General features: G+C 69.9%; 18 protein-coding genes. 8 read left to right on the top strand and 10 right to left on the bottom strand.

All coding sequences use genetic code 11. The features are described from left to right. Nucleotides 1–85: 85 nt before the first annotated feature. Both cynS and BRW65_RS22325 read right to left on the bottom strand, forming a co-directional pair. On the bottom strand, nucleotides 86–541 hold the full coding sequence (cynS, locus tag BRW65_RS22320) for a cyanase (RefSeq protein WP_073878370.1): 456 nt from the start codon (nucleotides 539–541) through the stop codon (nucleotides 86–88). A gap of 51 nt (nucleotides 542–592) precedes the next feature. Continuing rightward, nucleotides 593–1,108 (bottom strand): nitroreductase family protein, encoded by a 516-nt coding sequence (locus BRW65_RS22325; RefSeq protein ID WP_073878372.1) that lies wholly within the window; start codon nucleotides 1,106–1,108, stop codon nucleotides 593–595. 177 nt (nucleotides 1,109–1,285) lie between these two features. Here BRW65_RS22325 and BRW65_RS22330 point away from each other — a divergent pair, with 177 nt between their 5' ends. The 4 genes from BRW65_RS22330 to recD are packed head-to-tail and all read left to right on the top strand — an operon-like array spanning nucleotide 1,286 to nucleotide 10,490. Then, nucleotides 1,286–2,152: a cyclopropane mycolic acid synthase family methyltransferase gene (locus tag BRW65_RS22330; RefSeq protein WP_073878374.1), complete on the top strand. Its 867-nt coding sequence runs from the start codon at nucleotides 1,286–1,288 to the stop codon at nucleotides 2,150–2,152. 40 nt (nucleotides 2,153–2,192) lie between these two features. Continuing rightward, entirely contained in the window at nucleotides 2,193–5,465 is a 3,273-nt protein-coding gene (recC, locus tag BRW65_RS22335; protein ID WP_073878376.1) for an exodeoxyribonuclease V subunit gamma, read from the top strand. Nucleotide 5,466: 1 nt separating this feature from the next. Next, entirely contained in the window at nucleotides 5,467–8,784 is a 3,318-nt protein-coding gene (gene recB, locus BRW65_RS22340) for an exodeoxyribonuclease V subunit beta (RefSeq protein WP_073878378.1), read from the top strand. Further along, nucleotides 8,781–10,490, top strand: coding sequence for an exodeoxyribonuclease V subunit alpha (gene recD, locus BRW65_RS22345; RefSeq protein ID WP_073878380.1), 1,710 nt, complete (start codon nucleotides 8,781–8,783; stop codon nucleotides 10,488–10,490). The genes recB and recD overlap by 4 nt, the downstream gene beginning before the upstream one ends. A 12-nt stretch (nucleotides 10,491–10,502) precedes the next feature. On the opposite strand, the gene BRW65_RS22350 is transcribed toward recD, so the two are convergent. Then, nucleotides 10,503–11,063, bottom strand: a complete 561-nt coding sequence (locus BRW65_RS22350; RefSeq protein ID WP_073878382.1) for a phospholipase D-like domain-containing protein — start codon at nucleotides 11,061–11,063, stop codon at nucleotides 10,503–10,505. Nucleotides 11,064–11,076: 13 nt separating this feature from the next. Continuing rightward, nucleotides 11,077–12,195 carry a DUF2235 domain-containing protein gene (locus BRW65_RS22355; RefSeq protein WP_073878384.1) on the bottom strand — a complete coding sequence of 373 codons (1,119 nt, stop codon included), beginning with the start codon at nucleotides 12,193–12,195 and terminating at the stop codon, nucleotides 11,077–11,079. 87 nt (nucleotides 12,196–12,282) lie between these two features. Between BRW65_RS22355 and BRW65_RS22360 the strand changes: the two genes are divergently transcribed. Next, nucleotides 12,283–12,993 (top strand): TVP38/TMEM64 family protein, encoded by a 711-nt coding sequence (locus BRW65_RS22360; RefSeq protein WP_073878386.1) that lies wholly within the window; start codon nucleotides 12,283–12,285, stop codon nucleotides 12,991–12,993. Here BRW65_RS22360 and BRW65_RS22365 read toward each other — a convergent pair. Next, nucleotides 12,990–13,940, bottom strand: coding sequence for a class I SAM-dependent methyltransferase (locus tag BRW65_RS22365; RefSeq protein WP_073878389.1), 951 nt, complete (start codon nucleotides 13,938–13,940; stop codon nucleotides 12,990–12,992). The two genes, BRW65_RS22360 and BRW65_RS22365, sit on opposite strands and share 4 nt — an antisense overlap. A 9-nt stretch (nucleotides 13,941–13,949) precedes the next feature. Then, nucleotides 13,950–14,900 carry a class I SAM-dependent methyltransferase gene (locus tag BRW65_RS22370; RefSeq protein ID WP_073878390.1) on the bottom strand — a complete coding sequence of 317 codons (951 nt, stop codon included), beginning with the start codon at nucleotides 14,898–14,900 and terminating at the stop codon, nucleotides 13,950–13,952. A 153-nt stretch (nucleotides 14,901–15,053) separates the two neighbouring features. Here BRW65_RS22370 and BRW65_RS22375 point away from each other — a divergent pair, with 153 nt between their 5' ends. Further along, the gene (locus BRW65_RS22375) at nucleotides 15,054–17,429 is read left to right on the top strand and encodes a lysylphosphatidylglycerol synthase transmembrane domain-containing protein (RefSeq protein WP_073878393.1); all 2,376 of its coding nucleotides are present in this window, start codon (nucleotides 15,054–15,056) and stop codon (nucleotides 17,427–17,429) included. Between the two features lie 14 nt (nucleotides 17,430–17,443). Here the strand turns inward: BRW65_RS22375 and BRW65_RS22380 are convergent, their stop codons facing one another. Further along, nucleotides 17,444–20,062: a GH92 family glycosyl hydrolase gene (locus BRW65_RS22380; RefSeq protein WP_073878396.1), complete on the bottom strand. Its 2,619-nt coding sequence runs from the start codon at nucleotides 20,060–20,062 to the stop codon at nucleotides 17,444–17,446. Nucleotides 20,063–20,251: 189 nt separating this feature from the next. Here BRW65_RS22380 and BRW65_RS22385 point away from each other — a divergent pair, with 189 nt between their 5' ends. After that, nucleotides 20,252–20,926 carry an LpqN/LpqT family lipoprotein gene (locus BRW65_RS22385; RefSeq protein WP_073878447.1) on the top strand — a complete coding sequence of 225 codons (675 nt, stop codon included), beginning with the start codon at nucleotides 20,252–20,254 and terminating at the stop codon, nucleotides 20,924–20,926. 61 nt (nucleotides 20,927–20,987) lie between these two features. After that, complete coding sequence (locus BRW65_RS22390; RefSeq protein WP_073878398.1) at nucleotides 20,988–21,473, top strand: hypothetical protein; 486 nt, start codon at nucleotides 20,988–20,990, stop codon at nucleotides 21,471–21,473. A 3-nt stretch (nucleotides 21,474–21,476) separates the two neighbouring features. On the opposite strand, the gene BRW65_RS22395 is transcribed toward BRW65_RS22390, so the two are convergent. The 3 genes from BRW65_RS22395 to galT form a co-directional block, all read right to left on the bottom strand. Continuing rightward, entirely contained in the window at nucleotides 21,477–22,154 is a 678-nt protein-coding gene (locus BRW65_RS22395) for a PAS and ANTAR domain-containing protein (RefSeq protein ID WP_073878400.1), read from the bottom strand. Nucleotides 22,155–22,585: 431 nt separating this feature from the next. Beyond that, nucleotides 22,586–23,677: a galactokinase gene (locus BRW65_RS22400; RefSeq protein WP_073878402.1), complete on the bottom strand. Its 1,092-nt coding sequence runs from the start codon at nucleotides 23,675–23,677 to the stop codon at nucleotides 22,586–22,588. Further along, the gene (gene galT, locus BRW65_RS22405) at nucleotides 23,674–24,804 is read right to left on the bottom strand and encodes a galactose-1-phosphate uridylyltransferase (protein ID WP_073878449.1); all 1,131 of its coding nucleotides are present in this window, start codon (nucleotides 24,802–24,804) and stop codon (nucleotides 23,674–23,676) included. Before galT ends, BRW65_RS22400 begins: the two co-directional genes overlap by 4 nt. Between the last annotated feature and the right edge of the window lie 40 nt (nucleotides 24,805–24,844).

Consider the following 24,844-nt stretch of genomic DNA (forward strand, 5'->3'; position numbering starts at 1 on the left):
CGCGCGCGAAGGGTCGTCACTTCACCGGTTCGGCGGAACCGGTGAAGGGCGCACCCGGCCTACCGGCTTCGCCGCGAGCGTCATTTCAGGTATCCGTCGAAACCCATTGATAGGGAAGGAATTTTCCGTCCAGGGTCACCACGACGCGGTCGCCCGACGAGTGTGGCTTCTTCTGCAGGTCGACGCTGAAGTTGATCGCGCTCATGATGCCGTCACCGAACTGTTCGTGGATCAGCTCCTTGATGGCGCCGCCGTAGACCTGCAGGGCCTCGTAGAGGCGGTAGATGGTCGGGTCGGTCGGCACCGCGGTGGGCAGCCCGCCGCGCATCGGCGGCGCCGCCAGCACCGGCACCACCGACTCGTCCAGGCCGAGCTTCTCCACCAGAGCCGTTGCCAGTTCGGGGGGAATGGGGTGTTGGCCCAGCAGCGCCGCGGTGGTCCATACCACCGGCCTGTCGATGGCCTCGGCCAGCTGCTGCCAGGTCAGGCCTAGCCTCAGGCGAGCCAGGACGATCTGCTCGGTGATCTCATGTCTGTTCATAGCCCCCAAGCATGCCCGCACCGCGCGGCGCCGTCGCGGGACCATAAGGCGCTACCAGCGTCCGCGGTGGACCACCTCGGCGAAAGGGCGCCGGTTCGGCTTGCGGATCGGGCGGAGCGGACGGTCGGCGGGATATCCGACGCCGAGCAGGAAGGCCACCAGCCGGTCCTCGGGGACACCCAGGACGGCGCGGGCCTTCTTCTGGTCCCCCACCGACGAGTGGCCCGTCCCGATCCCCAGGTCCGTGGCCGCGATCATCATCGCCATCGTGGCCTGGCCGACGTCGTAGTTGTCGGTGATCACGCGGCGCTCGTCGGGCGGCACGGGCACGACGATCGCGATCGCGGCCGCGGCGGCGGCGATGTGACCGGCCCCCTGCCAGACGGTCGACAGCTCCTGCAGCTGCGCCCGGTCGGTGACGATCACGAAGTCCCAGGGCTGCCGGTTTTTTGCCGACGGCGCGCGCCATCCGGCCTCGGTGATGCGGTTCAAGTCCTCGTCGGAAACCGGCTCCGGCGTGTACTGCCGGACGTTGCGCCGGGCGCATATCGCGTCCCAAGCCTCCATGTGCCCTCCTCGTTTTCCGCTTGACCCCGGGGTAAACGGGCGTAACGTCGTCGGAATTCCCCGCGTACGGGCCCGCCGAGTCTCATTCCGGCCCATCCGGGAAGCCACGGTGAACCAGCTGCGCCCTGCGCTCGTGTACAGCTGATGGCCCCGGATTCAGAAAGGCGCGTAGCCGGCATGACTCAGAACCTGACGCCGCACTTCGAAGACGTCCAGGCGCACTACGACCTGTCCGACGACTTCTTCCGGCTCTTCCTCGACCCCACGATGACCTACAGCTGCGCCTACTTCGACCGGATGCGCGATATCCCGCTGGAAGAGGCGCAGCTGCGCAAGATGGACCTGGCCCTGGGCAAGCTCGGGCTGCGGCCCGGGATGACGCTGCTGGACGTCGGCTGTGGCTGGGGCGGGACGATGCGCCGCGCTATCGAGAAATACGACGTGGACGTCGTCGGTCTGACCCTCTCCGAGCACCAGGCCGCCCACGTGCAGAAGCTGTTCGACGCGATGGACACCACGCACAGCAGGCGGGTGCTGCTGCAGGGCTGGGAACAGTTCGACGAGCCCGTCGACCGGATCGTCTCCATCGGCGCGTTCGAGCACTTCGGCTACGACCGCTACGACGACTTCTTCCAGAAGGCCTACCGCGTCCTGCCCGACGACGGGGTGATGCTGCTGCACACGATCACCATGCTGACGCCGGAGCAGATCGTCGAGCACGGCCTGCCGATGACCGAAGAGCAGACCAGCTTCAACAACTTCATCGCCACCGAGATCTTCCCGGGCGGCCAGCTGCCGCCGATCGAGATGGTGGAGTTCCACGCGTCGAAGATGGGATTCAACCTGGCCCGCAGGCAGTCGCTGCAGCTGCACTACGCCCGCACCCTCGACCTGTGGGCCGCGGCGCTGGAAGCCCACCACAGCGAGGCCGTCGCGATCCAGTCCGAAGAGGTCTACCAGCGATACATGAGGTATCTGACCGGTTGCGCCAAAGCGTTCCGGGACGGCTACATCGACATCAACCAGTTCACGCTGGCCAAGTAGCCCCACTCCCGTCGGTGTCCGGGGCTATGGTGGCACCGCGATGTCGCTTCATCTCCACCGGGCCGAACGCACCGACCTCCTTGCCGACGGCCTCGGCGCCCTGCTGACCAACCCGCCGACCGACCCCTTCACCGAGGAACTCGTGCTGGTGCCGGCGCGCGGCGTCGAACGCTGGCTCAGCCAGCGGTTGTCGCACGTGCTCGGCCGCGGCCGCGGCGGCGACGGGGTGTGTGCCGGGGTGGCGTTCCGCAGCCCGGCTTCCCTGATCGCCGAGCTCACCGGCACGGCCGACGAGGACCCGTGGTCGCCGGACGCGATGACGTGGCCGCTGTTAGCGGTGATCGACTGCTCGCTCGACGAGCCGTGGTGCCGCACGCTGGCAACGCATCTGGGGCACTTCGCGTCGACGGAGGCGGAGGCCGAGCTGCGCCGCGGCCGCCGCTACTCGGTGGCGCGCCGGCTGGCCGGTCTGTTCGCCTCGTACGCCAGGCAGCGTCCGGGGCTGCTCGCCGGTTGGCTGGCCGGCGAGGAGCGCGGCCTCGATCCCGACCTGGCCTGGCAGCCCCAGCTCTGGCGGGCGCTGGTGGCCGCGGTACCCGCCGATCCCCCGCACGTCCGCCATCAGCGAACCGTGACCCTGCTCCGCGGGGGCCCGGCCGACCTGCCGGAGCGGCTGTCGCTGTTCGGGCACACCCGGTTGGCGAACACCGACGTGGAGCTGCTGGATGCGTTGTCCACCCACCACGACCTGCACTTGTGGCTGCCGCATCCCAGCGACGAACTGTGGCGCGCGCTGGCCGGCGCCCGCGGGGCGATCCCGCGCCGCACCGACACCGGCCACCGCGCCGTGAACCATCCGCTGCTGGCGACGCTCGGGCGTGACCTGCGCGAGCTGCAACGTTCCCTGCCCCCCGACCCGCGCATCGACGAGTACCTGCCCGCGCCGGCGCGGCCCGACACGCTGCTCGGCTGGCTGCAGTCCGACATCGCCGCGAATGCCGTTCGGCCACAAGGGCGTACGCTCGCCGACGACGACCTCTCGGTGCAGGTGCACAACTGTCACGGCCCGGCGCGCCAGGTCGACGTGCTGCGCGAGGTGCTGCTGGGCCTGCTGCAGGACGACCCGACGCTTCAGCCGCGCGACATCCTGGTGATGTGTCCGGACATCGAGACCTACGCGCCGCTGATCGTCGCCGACTTCGGGCTGGGTGACGTGGTGCGCGGCGCGCATCCCGCGCACCGGTTGCGGGTGCGGCTCGCGGATCGCTCACCGCTGCAAACCAATCCGCTGCTGGGGGTCGCCTCGCAGCTGCTGGCGCTGGCGGGCAGCCGGGTGACCGCCAGCGAGGTGCTCGACTTCGCCGAGGCCGCGCCGGTGCGTGCCCGCTTCGGTTTCACCGACGACGACCTGGAGGCCATCACCCGCTGGGTTCGCCAGGCGAACATCCGCTGGGGGTTCGACCAGGAGCACCGGCGTCCGTACCACGTCGACTTCGTGCACAACACGTGGCGTTTCGGCATCGACCGGGTGCTGGCCGGCGTCGCGATGTCCGACGACTCGCACGCCTGGATCGACGCGACACTGCCCCTCGACGATGTCAGCAGCAACCGCGTCCAGCTGGCCGGCCAGCTCGCCGAATTCGTGTCGCGCCTGCAGCGCGTGGTCGACTCGCTCACGGGCACAAGGCCGTTGCGCGACTGGCTGGGCGCGCTGGCCGCCGGGATCGAGTTGTTGACCCGGGTCGACGACGCGGACCTGTGGCAGACCGGCCAGATGCAACGGGAATTCGCGTCGACGCTGGCCGACGCCGGGCCCCGGGCCGACACGCCGCTGCGCCTGCCGGACATCCGCGCGCTGCTGCAGGGTCGCCTCGCGGGACGCCCGACGCGGGCCAACTTTCGCACCGGCACCCTGACGGTGTGCACCATGGTCCCGATGCGCTCGGTGCCGCACCGGGTGGTGTGCTTGGTCGGCCTCGACGACGGGGTGTTCCCTCGGCTCGGCGTCGTCGACGGCGACGACGCGCTGGCGCGCGACCCGATGACCGGCGAACGCGACATCCGTTCCGAGGACCGGCAATTGCTGCTCGATGCCATCGGCGCGGCCACCGAGAAGCTGGTGATCACCTACACCGGCGCCAATGAGTACTCGGGCCAGCCGCGCCCGCCGGCGGTGCCGTTGGCCGAACTCTTGGACACGCTCGACATGACCGTGTCGGGCGAAAGGATACGCAGGCGCATCGTGGTCGAGCATCCGTTGCAGCCCTTCGACGTTCGCAACGTCATCCCGGGCAGGCTGGTGCCCAAGGTGCCCTTCAGCTTCGACCCCACCGTGCTGCGGGCGGCCCGGGTCGCCGCGGGCGAGCGGGGCCAGGCGCCCCGGTTCATCTCGGGACCGCTGCCGCCACCTCCCGCCGATGACGTCATCCTGGCCGACCTCATCGGCTTCTTCAAGGATCCGGTCAAGGGCTTCTTCCGCGCGCTGGACTTCACGCTGCCGCGCGATGTCGACGGCGTGCAAGACGCCATGCCCGTCGACCTCGATGCCCTCGAGGAGTGGACGGTCGGCGACCGGATGCTGGGCGACATCCTGCGCGGGTGGACGCCCGACGATGCCCGGCAGGCCGAGTGGCGGCGCGGCACGTTGCCGCCCGGACAACTGGGCTGGCGCACCGCGACGGAGGTCCGCGACCAGGTCGCGCTGCTGGCGTCCGCGGCGCAGCAGTACCGCCGGGCCGGCGCCCGGGCGTACGACGTCGACATCGACCTGGGCTCCGGGCGGCGGCTCACGGGCACGGTGTCGCCGGTGTACGGCGAGCGGCTGGTGTCGGTGACGTACTCCAAGCTGGACGGCAAGCACCTGCTCGAGTCGTGGATTCCGTTGCTGGCGTTGATCGCTCACGAGCCGGGCCGAGACTGGTCGGCGGTGTGCGTCGGCCGCCTGAAACGGGGCACCACGCCGCGGGTGGAGGGGCTGGGGCGGCCGCACGAGGACGCCCTGGCGCTGCTGCGCGAGCTGGTGGCGGTCTACGACGCGGGCCGGCGGGAGCCGATTCCGTTGCCCGTCAAGACGTCCTACGCGTGGGCGGCCGCGCGGCACTGCGGCGACGATCCGCTGCGCGAGGCGCAATACCGGTGGAAGTACGAGCAGGAGGAGCCGGCCCACGTGCGGGCCTGGGGCAAGAACACCCGGGTGGCCGACCTTATGCGGCCCGTGCGGCCGGGTGAGGAGTTCGACGGCGAAGACACCCGGTTGGGCGCCTACGCCGCGCGGGTCTGGCTGCCGATGCTGCGGGCCGAGAGGAAGCCCTGAGATGGGGCAGGTAACAGAGCGCTTCGACCTGCTCGGCCCGCTGCCCGCCGATCGGTCGACCACGGTGCTGCAGGCCAGCGCGGGCACCGGCAAGACGTTCGCGCTGGCCGGCCTGGTGACCCGTTACCTCGCCGAGGGCACCGCGACGCTGGACCAGATGCTGCTGATCACGTTCGGCCGGGCCGCCAGCCAGGAGCTGCGCGAACGGGTCCGCGGCCAACTGGTCGACGCGGTGGCGGCTTTCGGCGATCCGTCGGCCGCCGGTGACAACGAGTTGGTGGCCTACCTGCTCGACGGCACCGACGACGAGCGCGCGGCGCGCAGGCAGCGGCTGCGCGACGGCCTGGCGGGCTTCGATGCGGCGACCATCGCCACCACCCACCAGTTCTGTCAGCTGGTGTTGAAGTCTCTGGGCGTGGCCGGCGACACCGCCGCGAACGTCACACTGCTGGAAAGCCTCGACGAGTTGGTGGTCGAGATCGTCGACGATCTGTACCTGGCCCATTTCGGGCGCGAGCGCGACGATCCGGCGCTGGCCTATCGCGAGGCGCTGCGCCTGGCGCGCGAAGTCGTCAGAAACCCGTCGACGCAGCTGCGCCCGCTGGACCCCGAGCCCGGTTCGCGCGCCGCCGTCTGCGTGGCGTTCGCGAAAGACGTTCTCGCGGAACTGGACACCCGCAAGCGCCGGCTGGGCGTGCTCGACTACGACGACCTGCTGAGCCGGCTCGCCGACGCGCTGGCCGCCGTGGATTCCCCCGCGCGGGTGCGCATGCATCACCGCTGGCCCATCGTCATGGTCGACGAGTTCCAGGACACCGACCCGGTGCAGTGGCAGGTGATCGACCGCGCGTTCAGCGGCCGCTCCACCCTGATCCTGATCGGCGATCCCAAGCAGGCCATCTACGCGTTTCGCGGCGGCGACATCGTAACGTACCTGCGGGCGGCCGAAACGGCGGGCGAGCGCAAGACGCTGGCCACCAATTGGCGCAGCGATTCGGCGCTCATCGAGCGCCTGCAGGTGGTGCTGCGCGGCGCCCAGCTCGGCGATCCCGCGATCGTGGTGGACGACGTCGACGCCCACCATCGGGGCCACCGGCTCGCCAGCGCCCCGCACAACGAACCGTTCCGGTTGCGGGTGGTCCAACGAGCGACCTTGGGGCGCAGCGGTATTCAGAACCTGCCCATCGACGAGCTGCGGGCCCACATCGGCGCCGACCTCGCCGCCGACATCCGCGCCCTGCTGGCCGCCGGTGCGACGTTCGCCGGCCGGCCGCTGCAGGCCCGCGACATCGCCGTGATCGTGGAGAAGCACAAGGACGCCGCGGCCTGCTTCAAGGCGTTGTGCGACGCGGGCGTGCCGGCGGTGTACACCGGCGACTCCGACGTGTTCGGCTCGGACGCGGCCGAAGACTGGCTCTGCCTGCTGGAGGCGTTCGACCAACCGCACCGGCCCGGCATGGTGCGCGCCGCGGCGGCCACCATGTTCTTCGGCGAGACCGCCGAATCGCTGGCGGCCGGCGGTGACGCGCTGACCGACCGCGTCGCGGAAACCCTGCGGGAGTGGGCGGGCCACGCGCGCGAGCGCGGCGTCGCCGCCATCTTCGAAGCCGCGCAGCTTTCCGGCATGGCCGACCGGGTGCTGTCCGCCCACGGCGGCGAACGCCACATGACCGACCTGGCGCACATCGCGCAGTTGCTGCAGGACGTCGCCCACCGCGAGCGCTCCAGCCTGCCGGCGCTGCGCGACTGGCTGCGCAGGCAGCGCGAGGAACGCGCCGGCGCGCCCGAACGCAATCGGCGCCTGGACAGTGACGCCGCGGCCGTGCAGATCATGACGGTGTTCGTCAGCAAGGGTCTGCAATACCCGATCGTGTACCTGCCGTTCGCGTTCAACCGCAACACCCAGGACCGCGACGTGGTGTTGTTCCACGACGAGGGCGTGCGCTGCCTGCACATCGGGGGCAAGGACAGCCCGGACTTCAAGGCCGTCGAGGTGCTGGGCCGCAAGGAGGACGCCAGCGACGACAGCCGGTTGACCTATGTGGCCCTGACCCGGGCCCAGTCGCAAGTCGTCGCGTGGTGGTCGCCGGCGTTCGACGAACCCAACGGCGGGCTGTCGCGGCTGCTGCGCGGCCGACGGCCGGGAGAGCCGTGCGTGCCGGACCGATGCGAGCCGGCGAAGATCCCCGACGACGACGCCCTCGACCGCTTGCGGGAATGGGAGGCGGCGGGCGGCCCGGTGATCGAACGGTCGGTGGTGGCGGCCGCGCCGTCCGTGCCGCCGCAGCCGGTGCCGGCCGACCTCGACAGCCGGCATTTTCACCGCGCCATCGACACCGGGTGGCGGCGCACCTCCTACTCCGGCCTCATCCGGGTCACGGAAAACTCCGCGGCCGCCGGGGTCGGCAGCGAGCCGGAGGTCACCGAGCTGGACGACGAGGTCGGCGAAATACCGTTGGTGCAGGCCGCATCCGGGCCGGAGCTGCCGTCGCCGATGGCCGACGTGCCGATGGGCGCGAAGTTCGGCACGCTGGTGCACGCCGTGCTCGAGACCACCGACCCGCTGGCCAGCGATCTGGCCGCCGAGCTCGAGGCGCACATCCGCACCCACTCGGTGTGGTGGCCGGTCGACGTGCCCCCCGGCGCGCTCGCGGCGGCGATGGTGCCGATGCACGACACGCCGCTGGGACCGCTGGCCGGCGACCTGACCTTGCGGCGCATCGGGCTCTCGGACCGACTGCGCGAGCTGGACTTCGAATTTCCCCTCGCGGGTGGTGATCTGAATTCCGCGGCGCCCGAGATCCGGCTGGCGGACATGGGCGCGTTGCTGCGCGCGCACCTGCCGGCCGATGACGCGCTGGCGTCCTATGCCGACCGCCTGACGAGCCGCCCGCTCGGCGACCAGCCGCTGCGCGGCTACCTGACCGGCTCGGTCGACGCCGTGCTGCGCGTGCCCGACGGCGTGGGGCATCGCTATCTGGTGGTCGACTACAAGACCAACTGGCTCGGTGACCCGGACCGGCCGTTGACGTCCGCCGATTACGACCGGGGGCGCCTGGTCGAGGCGATGCTGCATTCGGATTATCCACTGCAGGCACTGCTGTACAGCGTTGTGCTGCACCGGTTTCTGCGGTGGCGCGTGCCGGGCTACGACCCCGGCGCGCATCTCGGCGGCGTCCTGTACCTGTTCGTGCGCGGCATGTGCGGCCCGGACACCCCCGTGGTCGACGGTCACCCGTCGGGAGTGTTCAGCTGGCGGCCGCCCGCGTCGTTGATAGCCGAGCTGTCGGACCTGCTCGATGGGAGGGCCGCCGCGTGACGCTGGAGGCGATCACCGCCGCGGGCCTGCTGCGGACGTACAGCGATGCCGGCGTGTTCGAGGCCGCCGATGTCCATGTGGCCCAACGGCTTACGGCACTCGCCGACGAGCCCGACGAGCGGGTGGCGCTAGCGGTCGCCCTGCTGGTGCGGGCGCTGCGGAGCGGTTCGGTGTGCATGGACCTGCGGGCGGTGGCGGCGCAAGTCGGCGTCGCCGACCTGCCCTGGCCCGAGCCCGCCGACTGGTTGGCCGCCGTGCGCGCCAGCCCGCTGCTGGGGTCCCCGCCGGTGCTGCGGATGTTCGGCGAACTGGTGTACCTGGACCGGTACTGGCTCGAGGAACAGCAGGTGTGCGCCGACCTACTCGCGCTCTCCGCGCCGGGGGCGCGAGGCGACGCGCCGGACTTGGATCGACTCTTCCCGCCGGGTTACGAGGAGCAGCGGGCGGCCGCGGAAATCGCCGTCGCGCAAGCGGTCACCGTGCTGACGGGTGGTCCCGGAACGGGCAAGACCACCACGGTGGCGCGGTTGCTGGCGTTGCTGGCCGGGCAGGCCGAGAGCGCCGGGTTGCCGCGGCCCCGGATGGCGCTGGCCGCACCCACCGGCAAGGCCGCGGCGCGGCTCGCCGAGGCGGTGGCCGCCGAGGTGCACAGGCTCGACGCGGCGGACCGGGCCCGGCTGGCGGACCTGCCGGCGACGACGCTGCACCGGCTGCTCGGTTCGAGGCCGGATACGTCGGTGCGGTTCAAGCACAATCGCGGCAACCGGCTCCCCCACGACGTGATCGTCGTGGACGAGACGTCGATGGTGTCGCTGACCATGATGGCGCGGCTACTCGAGGCGGTGCGGCCCGACACACGGTTGATCCTGGTGGGCGACCCCGACCAGCTGGCCTCGGTGGAGGCCGGTGCGGTCCTGGCCGACCTGGTAGACGGGCTGACGGCGCGACCCGACGTGCGGGTGGCGGCGCTGCGCACACCGCATCGATTCGGCGAGTCGATCGGCGCGCTGGCCGAGGCGATCCGGGTCGGCGACGGCGACCGCGCGATGGGGCTGCTGCGGACCGGCGGTGAGCACATCGAGTGGCTCGATTCCGACGGGCCGACCGACCGGCTGCACGCGGTGCTGGTCCCGCACGCGCTGCGGGTGCGGGAGGCCGCGATCCTCGGCGCCGCCGGGGCGGCGTTGGCGTCGCTCGACGAGCACCGGCTGTTGTGTGCGCACCGGCACGGCCCCTACGGGGTCTCGCACTGGAACCGGCAGGTGGAGCGCTGGCTCGCGGAGGAGACGGGTCAGCAGCCAGCGTCGGCGTGGTACGCGGGCCGGCCATTGTTGGTGACGGCCAACGACTATGGGCTCAAGGTCTACAACGGCGACACCGGGGTGGTGGTGGCGGGTGACGGCGGGTTGCGGGCCGTCATCGCCGGCGCCACCGGGACGTTGAGCTTCGCGACCAGCCGGCTCACGGACATCGAGACTATGCACGCGATGACGATCCACAAGAGTCAGGGCAGCCAGGCCGACGAGGTGACGGTGCTGATGCCGCCGGAGGATTCGCGGCTGCTGACCCGGGAGTTGTTCTACACGGCCGTGACCCGGGCGAAGGCCAAGGTCCGGGTGGCCGGAACCGAGGCGTCGGTGCGGGCGGCCATCGAGCGACGGGCGGTGCGCGCGACCGGGCTGGCCCAGCGGCTGCAGTCGTTCTAAGGGGGCGTCGCCCTAGTGCGGGCCGCCGGATTGCGCCTTGGCGGCCATCTGCTTGAGCATGACGTCGTGGATGATGTCGATCCGTGACCGGGCCTCCGCGCACACGTACGGGTCCCGGATCACGGTGAGTTGGTTGTCCTGCTTGGATTCTCCGCCGGTGGACCAGTTGGTCGAGCCGGTGATGACGTCGACGCCGTCGATGATCACCATCTTCAAATGCATGATCGCCGACTTCTCACTGTGCCCGATCGCGATGCTGTTGCCGATCTTGTCGTTGAGCCACGGCGCCAACAGAGCCCGCTCGGACTTCCCGGCGGCCTGGGTGGAGTCGAGACTCATTTGCACGTACATCTTTTCGTCCTTCAGCGCCGACTGCAGCACCGAATTCAGTTCGGCGTCGTCGTAGCCGTACATCGCCACCACGATGCTTTTGTCGGCGGATGTCAACAAGGCCTTCAGCGCCTCGTGCACCCGGTCGACCGGACTGTAAAACGTTCGCGTGTCATCGGGGTAGCCCGGCGGGAACGGCGCGGCTTTGTATTGGTCCAACTCGGTGAGCGAACGCAGTGCCATGGCGGTTGCTCCTTCACAACGCGGGAGAGGTCCAGTCGGTCGGGTCGGCGCTGAGCCGTTGCGCCTCTTCGGTCAGATTGGGCAAGTAGCCGGGGTTGTCGCGACGGCGCACCAGCACGCTGGGATGCACCAGCGCGTCGGGACCCATCGGCCGGCGCCGGCAGCCGACCAGGTACCACAGCTTGCCGTTGTGATGGATCGGCGCGTCCGCGAAGTCTTCGGTTACCGCGCACTGCTGGCGGTAGGCCGCCGCGTCGATCGCCAGTTCACCGACGACGCCGTCGGTGACCCACTTCAACGCGATGGTGGCGAGCCGGTGATCGGGCATGAACGTGCCGCCGACGTCGGCGTGCACGCCGGCGAACCAGCGTTCCTCCAGCCCCAGCGGGTGGCGTTCGACGAGATATTCGCGGTAGGGACGGCGACGTTCGTCGATCGAGACGGCGTGGCGGATGCGCGCGACGTTGGGCAGCGACCGGGTGTAGGGCCAGCGCAGGTTGCCGAACCGCAGAAATCCGGCCGCCTTGACCGTGTCCCACAGGCCGAGATAGGCCACCGGCACCGCATGGTGCCAAACCTGATTCGGGCTGTTCTGCCGCACAGTCGAAAACAGCGGCTCGCCCTCGGTGCGCCAGCAGAACGCTCTGGCGAACTCGGCCCAGTGGGCGTACTCGTCCTGGGTGAAATGCCGGTTGATGGCGTACTTTTCGACCGCGTACGGCAGCAGGTTCTCCGAGCCGGGCCGCAGCAATCCGGGCCGCAGCAACATGCCGGTCAACGCGCGCGCGGTGTAGGCGCCGCGGCTGAAGCCGAAGATATAGAGCGAGTCGCCCGGGCGCCAATGTTGCATCACGTACCAGTAGGCCTGCGCCACATTGCTTTTCAGGCCCAGCCCGAACGCCTTCTCGATCAGCAGGTCGACCGTGCGCGACAGCGACGAGCGCACCGATGCGGGCACCAGTGTGCCGACGCCGGGGTCGTAATAGGCGAGCTGGCCGGCCGGATCGTCCTTGTCCAACATCTCGAACAGCTTGGCGACGTTGGTGAGGTTGCCGGCCCCGATCTGGTTGGCGGTGCCGTCGAGGCAGACGACGATCCGCTTGCCCCGGGGTTGCTCAGGGTGCTCGGACATCTCGACGAACGCCTCTCACAGGTATGCGACTCCCTGTGTGTGGCACTTTACGACGCCCACGCAGGGTGCGGAAGAATCGCGGTCAGCATGGACCACAACGACGACGACGCGCCGGCACCGGGACCCGCATCCCGGCGCGGCCACATCGTGCGGCTCGGCGTGTTCGTCGCCTTCCTGCTGCTGATGTTCTATCTGGTGGCCATCGCGCGCGTCGTCCACGTGGAGGAGCTGCGGCGCGTGGTCTCGGCGACGGGGCCGGCGGCGCCGCTGACCTACGTGGTGGCGTCGGCCGTGCTTGGCGCCGTGTTCGTGCCGGGCTCGATCCTGGCCGCGGCCAGCGGGCTGCTGTTCGGTCCCCTGCTCGGCATTTTCGTGACGCTGGGCGCGACGGTCGGCACCGCGATCGTCGCGAGCCTGATCGGCCGGCGGGCCGGGCGCGACAGCGCCCGGGCGCTGCTGGGTGCGAAACGCACCGACCGCATCGACGCGCTGATCGAGCGCCGCGGGCTGTGGGCGGTCGTCGGCCAGCGATTCGTCCCGGGCGTCTCCGACGCCCTGGCGTCCTACGCCTTCGGGGCGTTCGGGGTGCCCTTGTGGCAGATGGTCATCGGCTCGTTCGTCGGTTCGGTGCCGCGCGCGTTCGTGTACACCGCGCTGGGCGCGTCGATCGGCAACCGGTCGTCGCCGTTGGCGTACGCGGCGATCGCGGTGTGGTGCGTGACCGCCATCGTCGGCGCGTTCGCCGCGCGGCGCGGATTCCAACGGTGGCGCGCCAGCCGGAAGGCCGGGGACGGCTAAGCGGGGCGCTCCGCGGCCACGAACAGGTTGCCCGGCACCGCGTCCTCGACCTCCTTGGGCACCGTGCGCCCGTAGCCGGCCATCAGCTCGTCGGCCGGCGTGACCGTCACGCTCCAGCCGTGGCGGCGGAACCAGTCGCCGACGTCCTCGCGCTCCTCGAAGTACCACAGCTCGTCGGTCCTCGGCACCTGCCGGCCCGGGTCCACGCGCGCCATCAGCGCGCGGACCCGGTCCATCCGCTCGCGGCGCTTCGCGCGGAGCGCGGGGTCGAGGAACTTCGGTCCCAGCGCCTCCACGGCCACCCGGCTGCCGGGGACGGTCAGCGCGTGCACGCGGTCGAACAACAGCTCCTGGGCGGCGGCCGGCAGGTAGGGCATCAACCCCTCGGCGGACCACACGCTGGGCGCCGACGGGTCAAAACCCGCCTCGCGCAAGGCCGTCGGCCAATCGTGGCGCAGGTCCACCGGGACGGCGACCCGGTTGCACGCGGGCTCCGCCCCGTGTTCGGTCAGCGTCGACAGTTTGAAGTCCAGCACCCGGGGCTGATCCAGCTCGTAAACCGTGGTGCCGTCCGGCCAGGACAACCGCCACGCCCGCGCGTCCAGGCCCGCGGCCAGGATCACCGCCTGGCGGATTCCGGCGCGCGTCGCGGTGAGGAAGAACTCGTCGAAAAACGCTGTCCGCGAGGCCATGTAGCCGACCATCGCCTGCATCTGCAGCGGCAACTCGGGTTCGGCCTCGAGGAGTTCGTCCGGCAGCTGCGGGGCCGAATGCCAGTTCCACACCCCGTCGCCGGCGGCGTCGAGGAAGACCTGCGCGAACGGGTCTGAGATCAACGGGTTCTCGCTTCGCGTCTCCGCGGCGCGCGCCGACGCCACGCCCAGTGCGGTGGCCCCGACGCTCTCGGTGATCTCCCAGCTGTCGTCTTCGCTTCTGACTGTGCTCATCTTGAGGTTTCAGTTCCTTTCCGTCCGCTCGGCCGACACGAACAGTGTCTGGGGTGTGGCGCCTTCGATGTCGTGTGGGGGCCTGCGGTCGTAGCTGGCCATCAGTTCCTCGGCCGGGTTCACCGTCACGTCCCAGCCGTGGCGGGACAGCCATTCGCCGACGTCCTCGCGCTCCTCGAAATACCACAGGTCCGCCACGTCGGGGATGTCGCGCTCCGGCTCGAGTTCGGCCATCAGGTCGCGAACCCGCTGCATCGTCTGCCGCTGCCGCTCACGGGCCGCCTCGTCGAGGAAGTCGGGGCCCGGCGCCTCCACCGCGATTCGGCTGCCCGGGGTGGCCAGCGCCTGGACCCGCTCGAACAGCAGCTCCTGGGCGGCCGCCGGCAGGAACGGCAACAACCCCTCGGCCGACCAGACGCTCGGCGCGGAGGCGTCAAACCCGGCCTGCCGCAGGGCCGCCGGCCAGTCGTGGCGCAGGTCGACCGGCACGGGAACCAGGCGGCAGGTCGGCTCGGCGCCGTTGTCCTGCAAGGTAGACAGCTTCCACTCCAGCACCCGGGGCTGATCCAGTTCGTAGACCGTGGTGCCGTCGGGCCACGACAACCGCCAGGCCCGCGAGTCCAGGCCGGCGGCCAGGATCACCACCTGCCGCGCGCCGGCCCGGGTGGCGTCGGTGAAGAACGTGTCGAAGAAGGCCGTCCGCGCGGCCATGTAGTCGACCATCCCCTGCATCCGCGGCTTGAGGTCGGGTTCGGCCTGGGCGATCTGGTCGGGCAGGTTGGGAGCGGCGAACCAGTTCCATACGCCCTCACCGGCGGCGTGCAGGAACACCCGCGCGAACTCGTCGGAGATCAGTGGATTCTCGCTGTCGGTCTCCGCGGCGCGCGCCGCCGCCACGCCCAGCGCCGTCGCCCCCACGCTCTCGGTGATCTCCCAGCTGTCGTTCTCGGTCCTGGCCACGCCCGTCCCCCCGAATCGATAGTTCGCCTACATACTCGACCGTACGCGCGCCGGATGGGTGGGAGCTGTCGCGGAACCGGCCATCCGGTTAAGTTGTCGGCGAGCCGGCAAGCGGCAATTGTTTGCGGCGCCGAACGGATCCGAAGGATCACCATGCGAGTCGACGGGCGCGAGGTCAGCGTTTCCGGCAGCTTGCTGCAGCCGCTGACCCGGCGCACCAACGACATCCTGCGGCTCGCGGCGAGCGCGACGTTCCTCGCCGTGGTGATCACGAGTTCGCTGATCACCCGGCCGCAGTGGGACGCGCTGGAGAAGTCCATCTCGCAGATCGTCGGCGTGCTCTCCCCGCGGCAGTCCGACCTGGTGTACCTCGCGTACGGCGTGGCGATCCTGGCCCTGCCGTTCATGATCCTGATCGGCCTGGTCGTCGGCCGACAGTGGAAGCTGCTGGCGGCGTACGCGGCCGCCGCGGTGCTCGCGGCCCTGCCGCTGTCGATTGGCGGCAATGGGTTTTCGGCGCCGCGCTGGCACTTCGACCTGTCCGAACGGCTGCAGACCGTGCTGGGCCAGTTCCTCGACGACCCGCGTTGGATCGGCATGCTGGCGGCGGTGCTGACGGTCTCGGGACCGTGGCTGCCCGCGCGCTGGCGGCGTTGGTGGTGGGCGCTGCTGCTGGCTTTCGTGCCGATTCACCTGGTGGTCAGCGCCATCGTGCCGGCGCGCGCCCTGTTGGGCCTGGCGGTCGGGTGGCTCGTCGGCTCGCTGGTGGTGCTCGTGGTCGGGACCCCCGCGCTCGAGGTGCCGCTGGAGGCCGCGGTGCGCGCGATGGCCAGGCGCGGATTCGTCGTCACCCGGCTCACCGTAGTCCGGCCGGCCGGCCGCGGCCCGCTCGTTCTCTCGGCCGGATGTGCGCAGCCCGACGGCGCCGCGGTCGTCGAGTTGTACGGACCGCATCAGCGCAGCGGCGGCACGCTGCGGCAACTCTGGATAAAGCTGCGGCTGCGCGATACCGAGACCGCGCCCCTGGTGACCTCGATGCGCCGCGCCGTCGAGCACCGCGCACTGATGACGATCGCCGTCGGGCAGGTGGACCTGGCCAACACCGCGACGATCGCCGTCGCCACCCTCGACCGTGGCTGGATTCTCTACTCGCACAAGCCGCCCCACGGTGTGGCGCTCACGCGCTGCGCGCAATCGACGTCCGTGCACCGGGTGTGGGAAGCGCTGCGCAGCCTCAACGACCAGCAGATCGCGCACGGCGACCTGCGCGGTAACGAAATCACCGTCGACGACGGCGGAGTGCGCTTCGGTGGGTTCCACAACGCCGAATACGGCGCCACCGAAGCCCAACTGCAATCCGACATCGCGCAGCTGCTGGTGACCACCTCCGCCCTGTACGACCCCAAATCGGCGGTGGCGGCGGCGATCGACGCGTTCGACAGGGACACCATCCTCAACGCGTCGCGTCGATTGACGAAAGTGGCTGTGCCGCGGTTCATTCGGAGGTCCGTCTCGGATGCGGGCGCCGTCATCTCGGCCGCCCGCGCGGAGGTGAAGCGTCAGACCGGGGCCGACCAGATCAAGACCGAAACCATCACCCGGTTCACTCGCGGCCAGCTGGTCCAGCTCGTGCTCTTCGGGGCGCTGGTGTACGTCGCCTACCCCTTCGTCAGCACCGCGCCCACGTTCTTCTCCCAGCTGAGGTCCGCCAACTGGTGGTATGCGCTGCTCGGGCTGGCGGTGTCGGCCCTGACGTACCTGGGCGCCGCCGCGGCATTGTGGGCCTGCACCGACGGGACGGTCAACTATTGGCGGCTGTCATTCGTCCAGGTGGCCAACACCTTTGCCGCGACCACCACGCCCGCCGGCGTCGGCGGGCTCGCGCTGTCCACCCGGTACCTGCAAAAGAGCGGCCTGTCGGCGATGCGCGCCACCGCGGCGGTCGCGCTGCAGCAGGCCGTGCAGGTGATCGTGCACCTGTTGCTGTTGATCTTTTTCAGCGTGGTCGCGGGCGCGTCGATGCACCTGTCGCACTTCGTGCCGAGCGCCACGATGCTCTACCTGATCGGGGGCGTCGCGCTGGGCATCCTCGGCACCTTGCTGTTCGTGCCGAAGTCGCGGCGCTGGCTGGCCACGGAGGTGCGCCCGAAGCTGACCGAGGTGACCGGCGACCTGGTCAAGCTGGCCCGCGAGCCCCGGCGACTGGCGCTGATCCTGCTCGGTTGCGCGGGAACGACTCTCGGCGCCGCACTGGCGCTGTGGGCCAGCGTCGAAGCCTTCGGCGGCGGAACCACATTCGTCACCGTCACCGTGGTCACGATGGTCGGCGGGACCCTGGCCTCCGCGGCGCCGACTCCCGGCGGCGTCGGCGCCGTCGAAGCGGCGCTGATCGGTGGCCTGGCCGCCTTCGGCGTACCGGCGGCCGTCGGGGTGCCGTCGGTGCTGCTGTACCGGGTGCTCACCTGCTGGCTGCCCGTGTTCGTCGGCTGGCCGGTCATGCGGTGGTTGACCAAGAACGACATGATCTGACGGCCCGAGCGCACTCACTCGCTTCCGGCCTGCACGACCACGAGAACCGTTGACGTGCGAGCGCTTTCACCGACCTTGGAGGTCAGGTCCACCAGGTAGTACTCCTCGGGCACCGACGGTGCGACCGCGATCCGAACGTCGGCGGTCGCCGACCCGCCGGCGGAGAACTGGCCCGCCGTGAGCGTCACGGTGATCCCGGGGTTCGAGGCGGTGCCGGTGATCGTGTAACCCCCGTCGCCGAACATGCGTTGCGCGTCGAGTCTCACCGTGCCCGTTTTTCCCGGCGCGATCGTGACGACCGGGTTGGGGACGTTGACGGTCACCGCCGAACCACCCGCACCGAAGGACGGTGGCGCGGACGATTCGCTTGTGCCCCAACGCCTATCCGGGTAGGCGGCCAGCGAGAAGGCCAGGTCGCCGCCGGTGCGGATGAACGACTCGGGCAGCCATGTGTCATCGGTGGCGCGGCCGTCGACGCGCAGGCCGCCGATGTACTTGAGGTGGTACGCGCCGGGCGCCGAGATCCGGATGGCTTTGCCGCCCGGAAGCGCGATCACCGCGCGGTCGAAAAGCGGTGCGCCGACCGTGAGAATCGCCGTTCCGGGCGTGCTGGGATAGAGGCCCAGTGCCGCCCAGACATACCAGCTGGCCATCGCGCCCAGGTCGTCGTTGCCGGGCTCGCCGTCGGGCGTCGGGCCGAACAGGCCCCGCACCCGGTCGACCGTGCGCTGGGTCTTCCACGGCTGACCGATGTAGTTGTACAGCCACGGCACCCCGAAGCCCGGTTCATTGCCGGCCCACAGATAGGGCTCGTTGGGCCCGACGTTGAGTTTCTCGGTGAAAGCATCAAGGCGCTCGGCCACCGCGTCGCGGCCGCCGAGCGCGGTCACCAGGCCGGCCACGTTGTGCGGCACCCACCAGACGTATTGCGCGGCGTTGCCCTCGTCGTAGCCGACCTGGCCAAAACTCGACTGCGGCTCGACGAAACCCGGTCCGTCGCGGAAGAATCCGGTCCAGGTGCGCGGTGAGACATAACCGGTGCTCGGGTTGAACAGGTTCTGCCAATACTGCGACCGGGCCTGGAACTCGGCGGCCGTGGCGTCCTCGCCGAGCGAGCCGGCGAATCGCGAGATCGCGAAGTCGTCGACCGACCATTCCAGCGTGATGGACGCGTCGGCGATCCACCCGTCGAGACCGAATTCCAGCGTGAACGGCGCATAGCCCCGCTCCAGGTAGGTGGCGATGCCCGGCCGCTCGACGTACTTGTTGAGCCCGATCCCGCCCTTCGTGGCCGCATTCACCATGTAGCGCAGCGCAGTTCGGGTGTCGAAGTTCTCGGCCCCGAACGCGTGGAAGTTCACCATGAGCGGCACGACGTTGTCCCCGCTCATCTCGGCGGTCGCGGCGTTGGCGAACGCCCAGCGCGGCAGCGCTCCGCTCTGCTCGGCGTCGTTCACCAGCGATTGGGCCATGTCGCCGGCCCGGTCCGGGAAGAGGAGCGCCTGCAACGCCGCCAGGCAGCGGTAGGTGTCCCAGTCGGAGAAGTTCGCGTACTGCGTGCGCCCCGCGGCCACGGTGTGCACGGCGTTGTCGAACCCGAGGTATCGGCCGTCCGCGTCGTTGAAAGTGTTGGGGTGCAGGAGGGATCGGTACAGCGACGTGTAGAAGGTGTTCACGTCATCGACGTTGCGGCCGGCGACGGCGATGCGTGACAGGCTGGCGTTCCATTCCCTCGACGCGGCGGCGCGCACGTCGTCGAAGCCGGCGCCGCCCTCGGCCGCCAAATTCGCCCGCGCCCCGTCGATGCCGACATAGGAGATCGCGGTCCGCACCTCGAGCACCGCGCCGGGCGGGAATTGCACGTATCCGCCGCTGTACGGCGAATTCGCGCTGCGCGCGCCGGGATAAACCGCGAAGCCATCCCATGCGCCGAAGGCGGTGAACGGCTGGCTGAACTTCATCGCGAAATACACCGTGTACGTGTTGTTCTTGCCGCAGAATCCGCCGCTGCTGGCCCAGCCCGTGATCGTCGTGTTGTCCTCGCCGATCTGGATGGTCGCGCGGGAGTTGCCCGCCAGTGACGCGCCGGACCGCACCTGGAGCAGGGCGGGGCGGCCGTTGCGCGGGTAGCTGAACCGGCCGACACCGGTGCGCGTCGTGGCGGTGAGTTCGGCCTTCACCCCGGTTTCCGGGAACCGCACCGTGTAATAGCCCGGCACGCCCTGTTCGGTGTCGTCGTGGGCGATCCGCTCCCAGGACTTCCAGGGTTGCACGCCAATTCCGTTAGCAGTCGGCAACATCGAGATGTCGCCGAACGCCGCGCAGCCGACCGAGGCGTGGGTCATGCTGAACCCGCTTGCGCGCGGGTTGTCGTAGTTGTAGCCGGCGTAATTGCCCACGGTGTCGGGTGAGTACTGCACCATTCCGAACGGCACGGTGGCGCCCGGGAAGTTGTTGATCTCCCCCACCGTCCGGCCGTCCGTCCCGGTGCCGATGAGCGTGGCGACGTGGTCGACGGGGTTGGTCACCAGTGCGGGCTCGCCGTCGTAGGCCATCGGCGGCGCCGCGGCGATGAACGCCATGAAGACGACCGACGCCGCGAGAATCGCGACGATGGTCCTTCGTGCCCGCATACCTGTCTCTTACTGGACAACGGTGTATTCAGTGAGCGTTTTCCGACCGAATTGGATAACGATTTGCGGGACGAGCACGCGCCGCCGAAAGTTCAAAAAGATATCGGCAAACTCGCGAGCCAATTCGGCTACTGTCATCTCGGCGTGGCCGGCGCTGGTACCGGCCCCAATTTTCGGGAGATTGGATCGATGAAACATTTGACGACAGCAACCATTTCCGTTGCGCTGAGTTTAGCGTTGGTCGGTTGCGGCGGCGACCACAAATCCGGCAACGGATCGACGACATCGACGACCACATCCACCTCGACGTCCACCACGTCGTCCGCGACCAGCACGGCGCCGGCCGCGAAGGCCAAATACACCATCGCCGACTACGTGAAGGACAACCACATCACAGAAACCCCCGTCCATCATGGCGATCCCGGTCCCAACGTCGACCTGCCGGTGCCGAACGGTTGGCAGCTGAACCAGAACGCGGGCACGTCGTATGGCGGCATCGTCATGACCCAGCCCAGCAACCCCGCCGACCCGCCCACCGTTTCGGCGCTGTTCTCCCGGTTCTCCGGCAACGTCGATCCGGCGAAGATCATCCAGTACGCGCCGGGCGAGGTGCAGAACCTGCCCGGGTTCGACGGCAGCGGCGACGGCAGCGCGTCGACGCTCGGCGGATTCCAAGCGTGGCAGATCGGGGGCACCTATCAGAAGGATGGCGCCACCCGTGTCATCGCGCAGAAGACGGTGGTGATCCCCAGCCAGGGAGCGGTCTACGTGCTCCAGCTCAACGCCGAGGGCCCGCAGGCCGATCAGGGCCCGCTGATGGACGTCACGAAGATCATCGACGACCAGACCACCATCACGGCCTGACCGGGGACCGTGCTGCGCCTCGACCCTAGGCCAGGGACCCGATTGGCTTTACGGTAGGCACATGGCCGAGCAGCCGTATCAGATAGACGCCGGGCATCCGCCGTCGGCGCTGCTGCGCATCGTCAACCCGGTATTGGGTTTCCTGCTGCGTACCCCGCTCGCCGGGCCCGCCCGCAAGCAGCTGATGGTGGTGAGCTTCACCGGGCGAAAGACCGGTCGACCGTTCTCACTTCCGGTGAGCGCCCACGTGATTGACGGTGAACTCTATGCGCTGACCGGCGCGCCCTGGAAGCAGAACTTCCGCGGCGGCGCCCCGGCTCAGGTTCTCTACGACGGCAAGACGACCGCGATGCGCGGCGAACTCATCCGCGACCGCGAGATCGTCTCGGACCTCTACCTGCGCTGCTCCGAGTCCTACGGCGTCCAGCGCGCGCAACGGATGATCGGGCTGAAGTTCCGCGACCAACGCATCCCGACGCGTGATGAGTTCGGCGAGGCGGTCGACCGGATGCACTTGGGCGCGGTGCGCCTGACCCCCACCGGATAGCCGCTACTCGGTACCGGAGGCCCGCTCGTGCGCGGTGAGCAGGCGCTGGTCGAACCGTGAGCGCGACGCGATGACCTCGCTACCCAACTCGGAAAAGTCCTTCGCGATTTGCTCGGCGAGCGCAGCCAGCTTCATGTTGCGCACCTGCGACAGGGATTTGAGCAGATTGAACGCCGCCAACTCGTCGACGCCGTAAACCAGCATCAGCATGCCCTTGGTCCGCTCGATGGCGCCGCGACGCTCGGCGATTTCGGCCACCTGCTCGCTGATGCGCTCCTCGCGCTTGCGGCTGCGTGTCGGGGTGACGTCCACGTAGAAGCCGTGGGTGCCGATGACCTCGCCGTCGCTGTCGGAGAACTGATCGCCCACCACGACCACCTCGTGGGTGTTGCCGCGGGTGTCCACGATGCGGTGCCTGGTGCTGAACGCCTGCCGGCGTTCGACCATCTCGTTGATGGTGGCGGCGACCTGGCTGCGGTCGGCCGGATGCTTGTGTTCGATCACCAACTCCGTCGTGGGACTCACCGCACCGGGCTCGTAGCCATGCATCCGGTAGACCTCATCGGACCATTCCCAACGCTGGTCCTCGAAATAGAAGCGAAACCAGCCGGCCCGTTGCGGGGTGCCGCCGGCGAGGGCCTGCTCAACCGCCGCCGTCTGGCCGTCTAGTTCCCACGCCATCGGGCACGCTCCGTGTCTGGGTACACCGCCGACCTCGCCGACCGCCCCGCGAGCGACGCCTGCCGGATGGCGTCGCTTTCTCTTAGCCGCAGCTCGGACACGCGACACAGTTCGCGGGATCGTTCGAGCTGCTGCCGCGAGCGCTGCATGGAAGTGGCGACCGAACGCCGCAGCGACCGCGCGGCATCGGAGTACATACCCCGACGCACCGCGGAACCATGACGGGGCGTCTCCCGCAGCGCGGCCGTGCGGCGCGCCGCTCGAACGCGGTGGGCCTTCTGCCGGCAGGCCGACGAGCAATAGACGGCGTCGGACCGGGCCGAGAAGCCCGCCCCGCAGACCGCGCACATCATCCCTGGCATAGCCGTTACGTTACAGCTATCCGCGACGCGTTACAGCTACAACCGCGGGATCCGGCACTGCTGGCTCCGTCACTCACCCGGTCCGGCCCCGGCGGCGGCGCGGGTCCGGGTGATGACCGGCGGCTCGAATCCGGCGTCCCCCAGCGCGCGCCGCACCGTCTCGTCGACCGCGCCGACGCGGGCGGCCGGCACCAGCGCGATCACGCAGCCGCCGAACCCGCCGCCGGTCATCCGCGCGCCCAGCGCGCCGGCCCGCACCGCGGTATCGGCGATCAGGTCGATGTGGTCGGTGGTGATCTCGAAGTCGTCCCGCATCGACGCGTGCGAGGCGGAAAAGATCCGGCCGGCTTCGGCGAAGTCCGAATCACCCAGCGCCGCAACGCAATCGAGCACTCGTTGATTCTCGCTCAGCACGTGGCGGGCCCGGCGGGCGTCGACCGGGTCGCGCACCGCTTCAATGACGGACGGGCCGCGGTCCTGAGCCTCCCGCAACGACGACGCCCCGAGGTCCGCGGCCGCCCGCTCGCACGACGCGCGGCGCGCGGCGTAGTCGCCGCCCGCGTGACTGTGTCGGGCACGGGAGTCGATCAGCAGCAGCGAAACGCCGGCGGCGTCCGGGTCGAATGCCACCGGCTTCACCGTAAGGTCGCGGAAATCGATCAGCAGCGCCGTCGCCGGCCGGCCGAACAGCGAGGCCAGCTGGTCGAGCAGCCCCGTCGGGGCGCCGACGTACTCGTTCTCGGCGCGCTGGGCCAGCCGCGCCTGTTCGATGCGGTCGATGCGCACACCGGCGGCCGCCGCGATCGCGCCCAGCGCCGCGCACTCCAGCGCCGCCGACGAAGACAGGCCCGACCCGATTTCCACGTCGCTGATGATGCGCATCGCGCCGCCGGGCGCCGGGTGGCCCGCCTGCCGCAGCGCCCACACCACCCCGGCCACGTAGGCGGCCCAGCCGGTCACGTCGCCGGGGGCGGTGTCCAGCGCGATGCGCACCGACCCGTCCACGCGGTCGCTGCCCACGGTGATGGCATCACCGCCGTCGGGAGTGAACGTCACCAAGGTGCGCTGCGGCAACGCGATCGGCAGCGCGAACCCCAGGTTGTAGTCGGTGTGCTCCCCGATCAGGTTGACCCGACCCGGCGCGGCGTAGCGGACCGTCATCCGAGCTCGCGCAGCCGCCGGGCCACGCTTTCGGGCGTGACGTCGCTGATGAACGCGTCCATCGCCGACTCGGAGGCCGCCAGGTACTTGAGCTTGGTGGCGCTGCGCCGGATCGACATCAACTCGACGTGGAAGTAACCGTCGGCCTGGGCCTCGGTGTCGGCGTACTGGTGCAACGCCGAAATATAGGGCAGCGGTGACGAATACATCCGGTCGAACCGCCTCAGCACGTCCAAGTAGACCCGCGCGAAGCCGTCCCGTTCGTCCTCGTCGAGTTCGGTGATGTTGCGCACAAACCTGTTCGGGTAGATGTGCACCTCGACCGGCCAGCGCGCGGCGAACGGCACGAAAGCGGTGAACCGGTCGTCGCGCGCGACGATTCGGCTGCCGTCGGCGATTTCGCCGGCGAGAAGGTCGCCGAAGAGGTTGGTGCCGTGACGCATTCGGTGCTCGTGGGCCCGCCCCAGCATGGCGGCGGTGCGCGGCGTCAGGTACGGGTAGCCGTAGATCTGGCCGTGCGGGTGGGTCAACGTCACCCCGATTTCCTCGCCGCGGTTCTCGAAGCAGAACACCTGCTCGATGCCCGGCGCGGCCAACAGGTCGCCGGTGCGGTGCCGCCACGCCTCGATGACCAGCCGGGCGTGGGCCGGCTCCAGCCCCGCGAACGAGCCGGTGTGGTCGCTGGAGAAGCAGATCACCTCGCAGCGGCCGTGTCCGGGGGCCGACACGAAGCCGTCACCGGCGGGCGCGAGCGCCGGGCCGGCGCCGGACAGGCTGGGGAAGCGGTTCTCGAACACCACCACGTCGTAGTCCGGCGCGGGCACCTCGCTGGTCAGCCCGGTCGGGCCGGGGCACAGCGGGCACTGGTCGGGCGGCGGCTTGTAGGTGCGGTCCTGGCGCAGGGCCGCGACGATCACCCATTGGCCCGTGGTCTGGTCGAACCGCAACTCGGACTGCTGACCGTCGCGCGCGGGCAGCGGCCTGCGGTCTTCGACCGGCGCCGGACAGTGCCCGGGCAGCGAAAAGAACAGCAGGTCACGGCCGTCGGCCAGCCTGGCCCGCGTCGGCGCTGTCACGATGTCGAAGACTAGCTGGTGCCCAAGTTCGGGTAACCATGATGCGTTCAGCAGGCCAGGAAGGGGCGCGGCGATCACCGACTTCTACGAA

Source organism: Mycobacterium paraffinicum, from assembly GCF_001907675.1.
Lineage (GTDB): Bacteria > Actinomycetota > Actinomycetes > Mycobacteriales > Mycobacteriaceae > Mycobacterium > Mycobacterium paraffinicum_A.

Excerpts from the sequence above, each read along its gene's own strand:
- BRW65_RS22375 (WP_073878393.1), top strand. The coding sequence starts at position 15,054 with ATGCGAGTCGACGGGCGCGAGGTCAGCGTTTCCGGCAGCTTGCTGCAG.
- BRW65_RS22360 (WP_073878386.1), top strand. The coding sequence starts at position 12,283 with ATGGACCACAACGACGACGACGCGCCGGCACCGGGACCCGCATCCCGG.
- BRW65_RS22325 (WP_073878372.1), bottom strand. The coding sequence starts at position 1,108 with ATGGAGGCTTGGGACGCGATATGCGCCCGGCGCAACGTCCGGCAGTAC.
- recB (WP_073878378.1), top strand. The coding sequence starts at position 5,467 with ATGGGGCAGGTAACAGAGCGCTTCGACCTGCTCGGCCCGCTGCCCGCC.
- BRW65_RS22380 (WP_073878396.1), bottom strand. The coding sequence starts at position 20,062 with ATGCGGGCACGAAGGACCATCGTCGCGATTCTCGCGGCGTCGGTCGTC.
- BRW65_RS22330 (WP_073878374.1), top strand. The coding sequence starts at position 1,286 with ATGACTCAGAACCTGACGCCGCACTTCGAAGACGTCCAGGCGCACTAC.
- BRW65_RS22365 (WP_073878389.1), bottom strand. The coding sequence starts at position 13,940 with ATGAGCACAGTCAGAAGCGAAGACGACAGCTGGGAGATCACCGAGAGC.
- BRW65_RS22400 (WP_073878402.1), bottom strand. The coding sequence starts at position 23,677 with ATGACGGTCCGCTACGCCGCGCCGGGTCGGGTCAACCTGATCGGGGAG.
- recC (WP_073878376.1), top strand. The coding sequence starts at position 2,193 with ATGTCGCTTCATCTCCACCGGGCCGAACGCACCGACCTCCTTGCCGAC.
- BRW65_RS22385 (WP_073878447.1), top strand. The coding sequence starts at position 20,252 with ATGAAACATTTGACGACAGCAACCATTTCCGTTGCGCTGAGTTTAGCG.
- cynS (WP_073878370.1), bottom strand. The coding sequence starts at position 541 with ATGAACAGACATGAGATCACCGAGCAGATCGTCCTGGCTCGCCTGAGG.
- BRW65_RS22390 (WP_073878398.1), top strand. The coding sequence starts at position 20,988 with ATGGCCGAGCAGCCGTATCAGATAGACGCCGGGCATCCGCCGTCGGCG.
- BRW65_RS22350 (WP_073878382.1), bottom strand. The coding sequence starts at position 11,063 with ATGGCACTGCGTTCGCTCACCGAGTTGGACCAATACAAAGCCGCGCCG.
- BRW65_RS22355 (WP_073878384.1), bottom strand. The coding sequence starts at position 12,195 with ATGTCCGAGCACCCTGAGCAACCCCGGGGCAAGCGGATCGTCGTCTGC.
- BRW65_RS22395 (WP_073878400.1), bottom strand. The coding sequence starts at position 22,154 with ATGGCGTGGGAACTAGACGGCCAGACGGCGGCGGTTGAGCAGGCCCTC.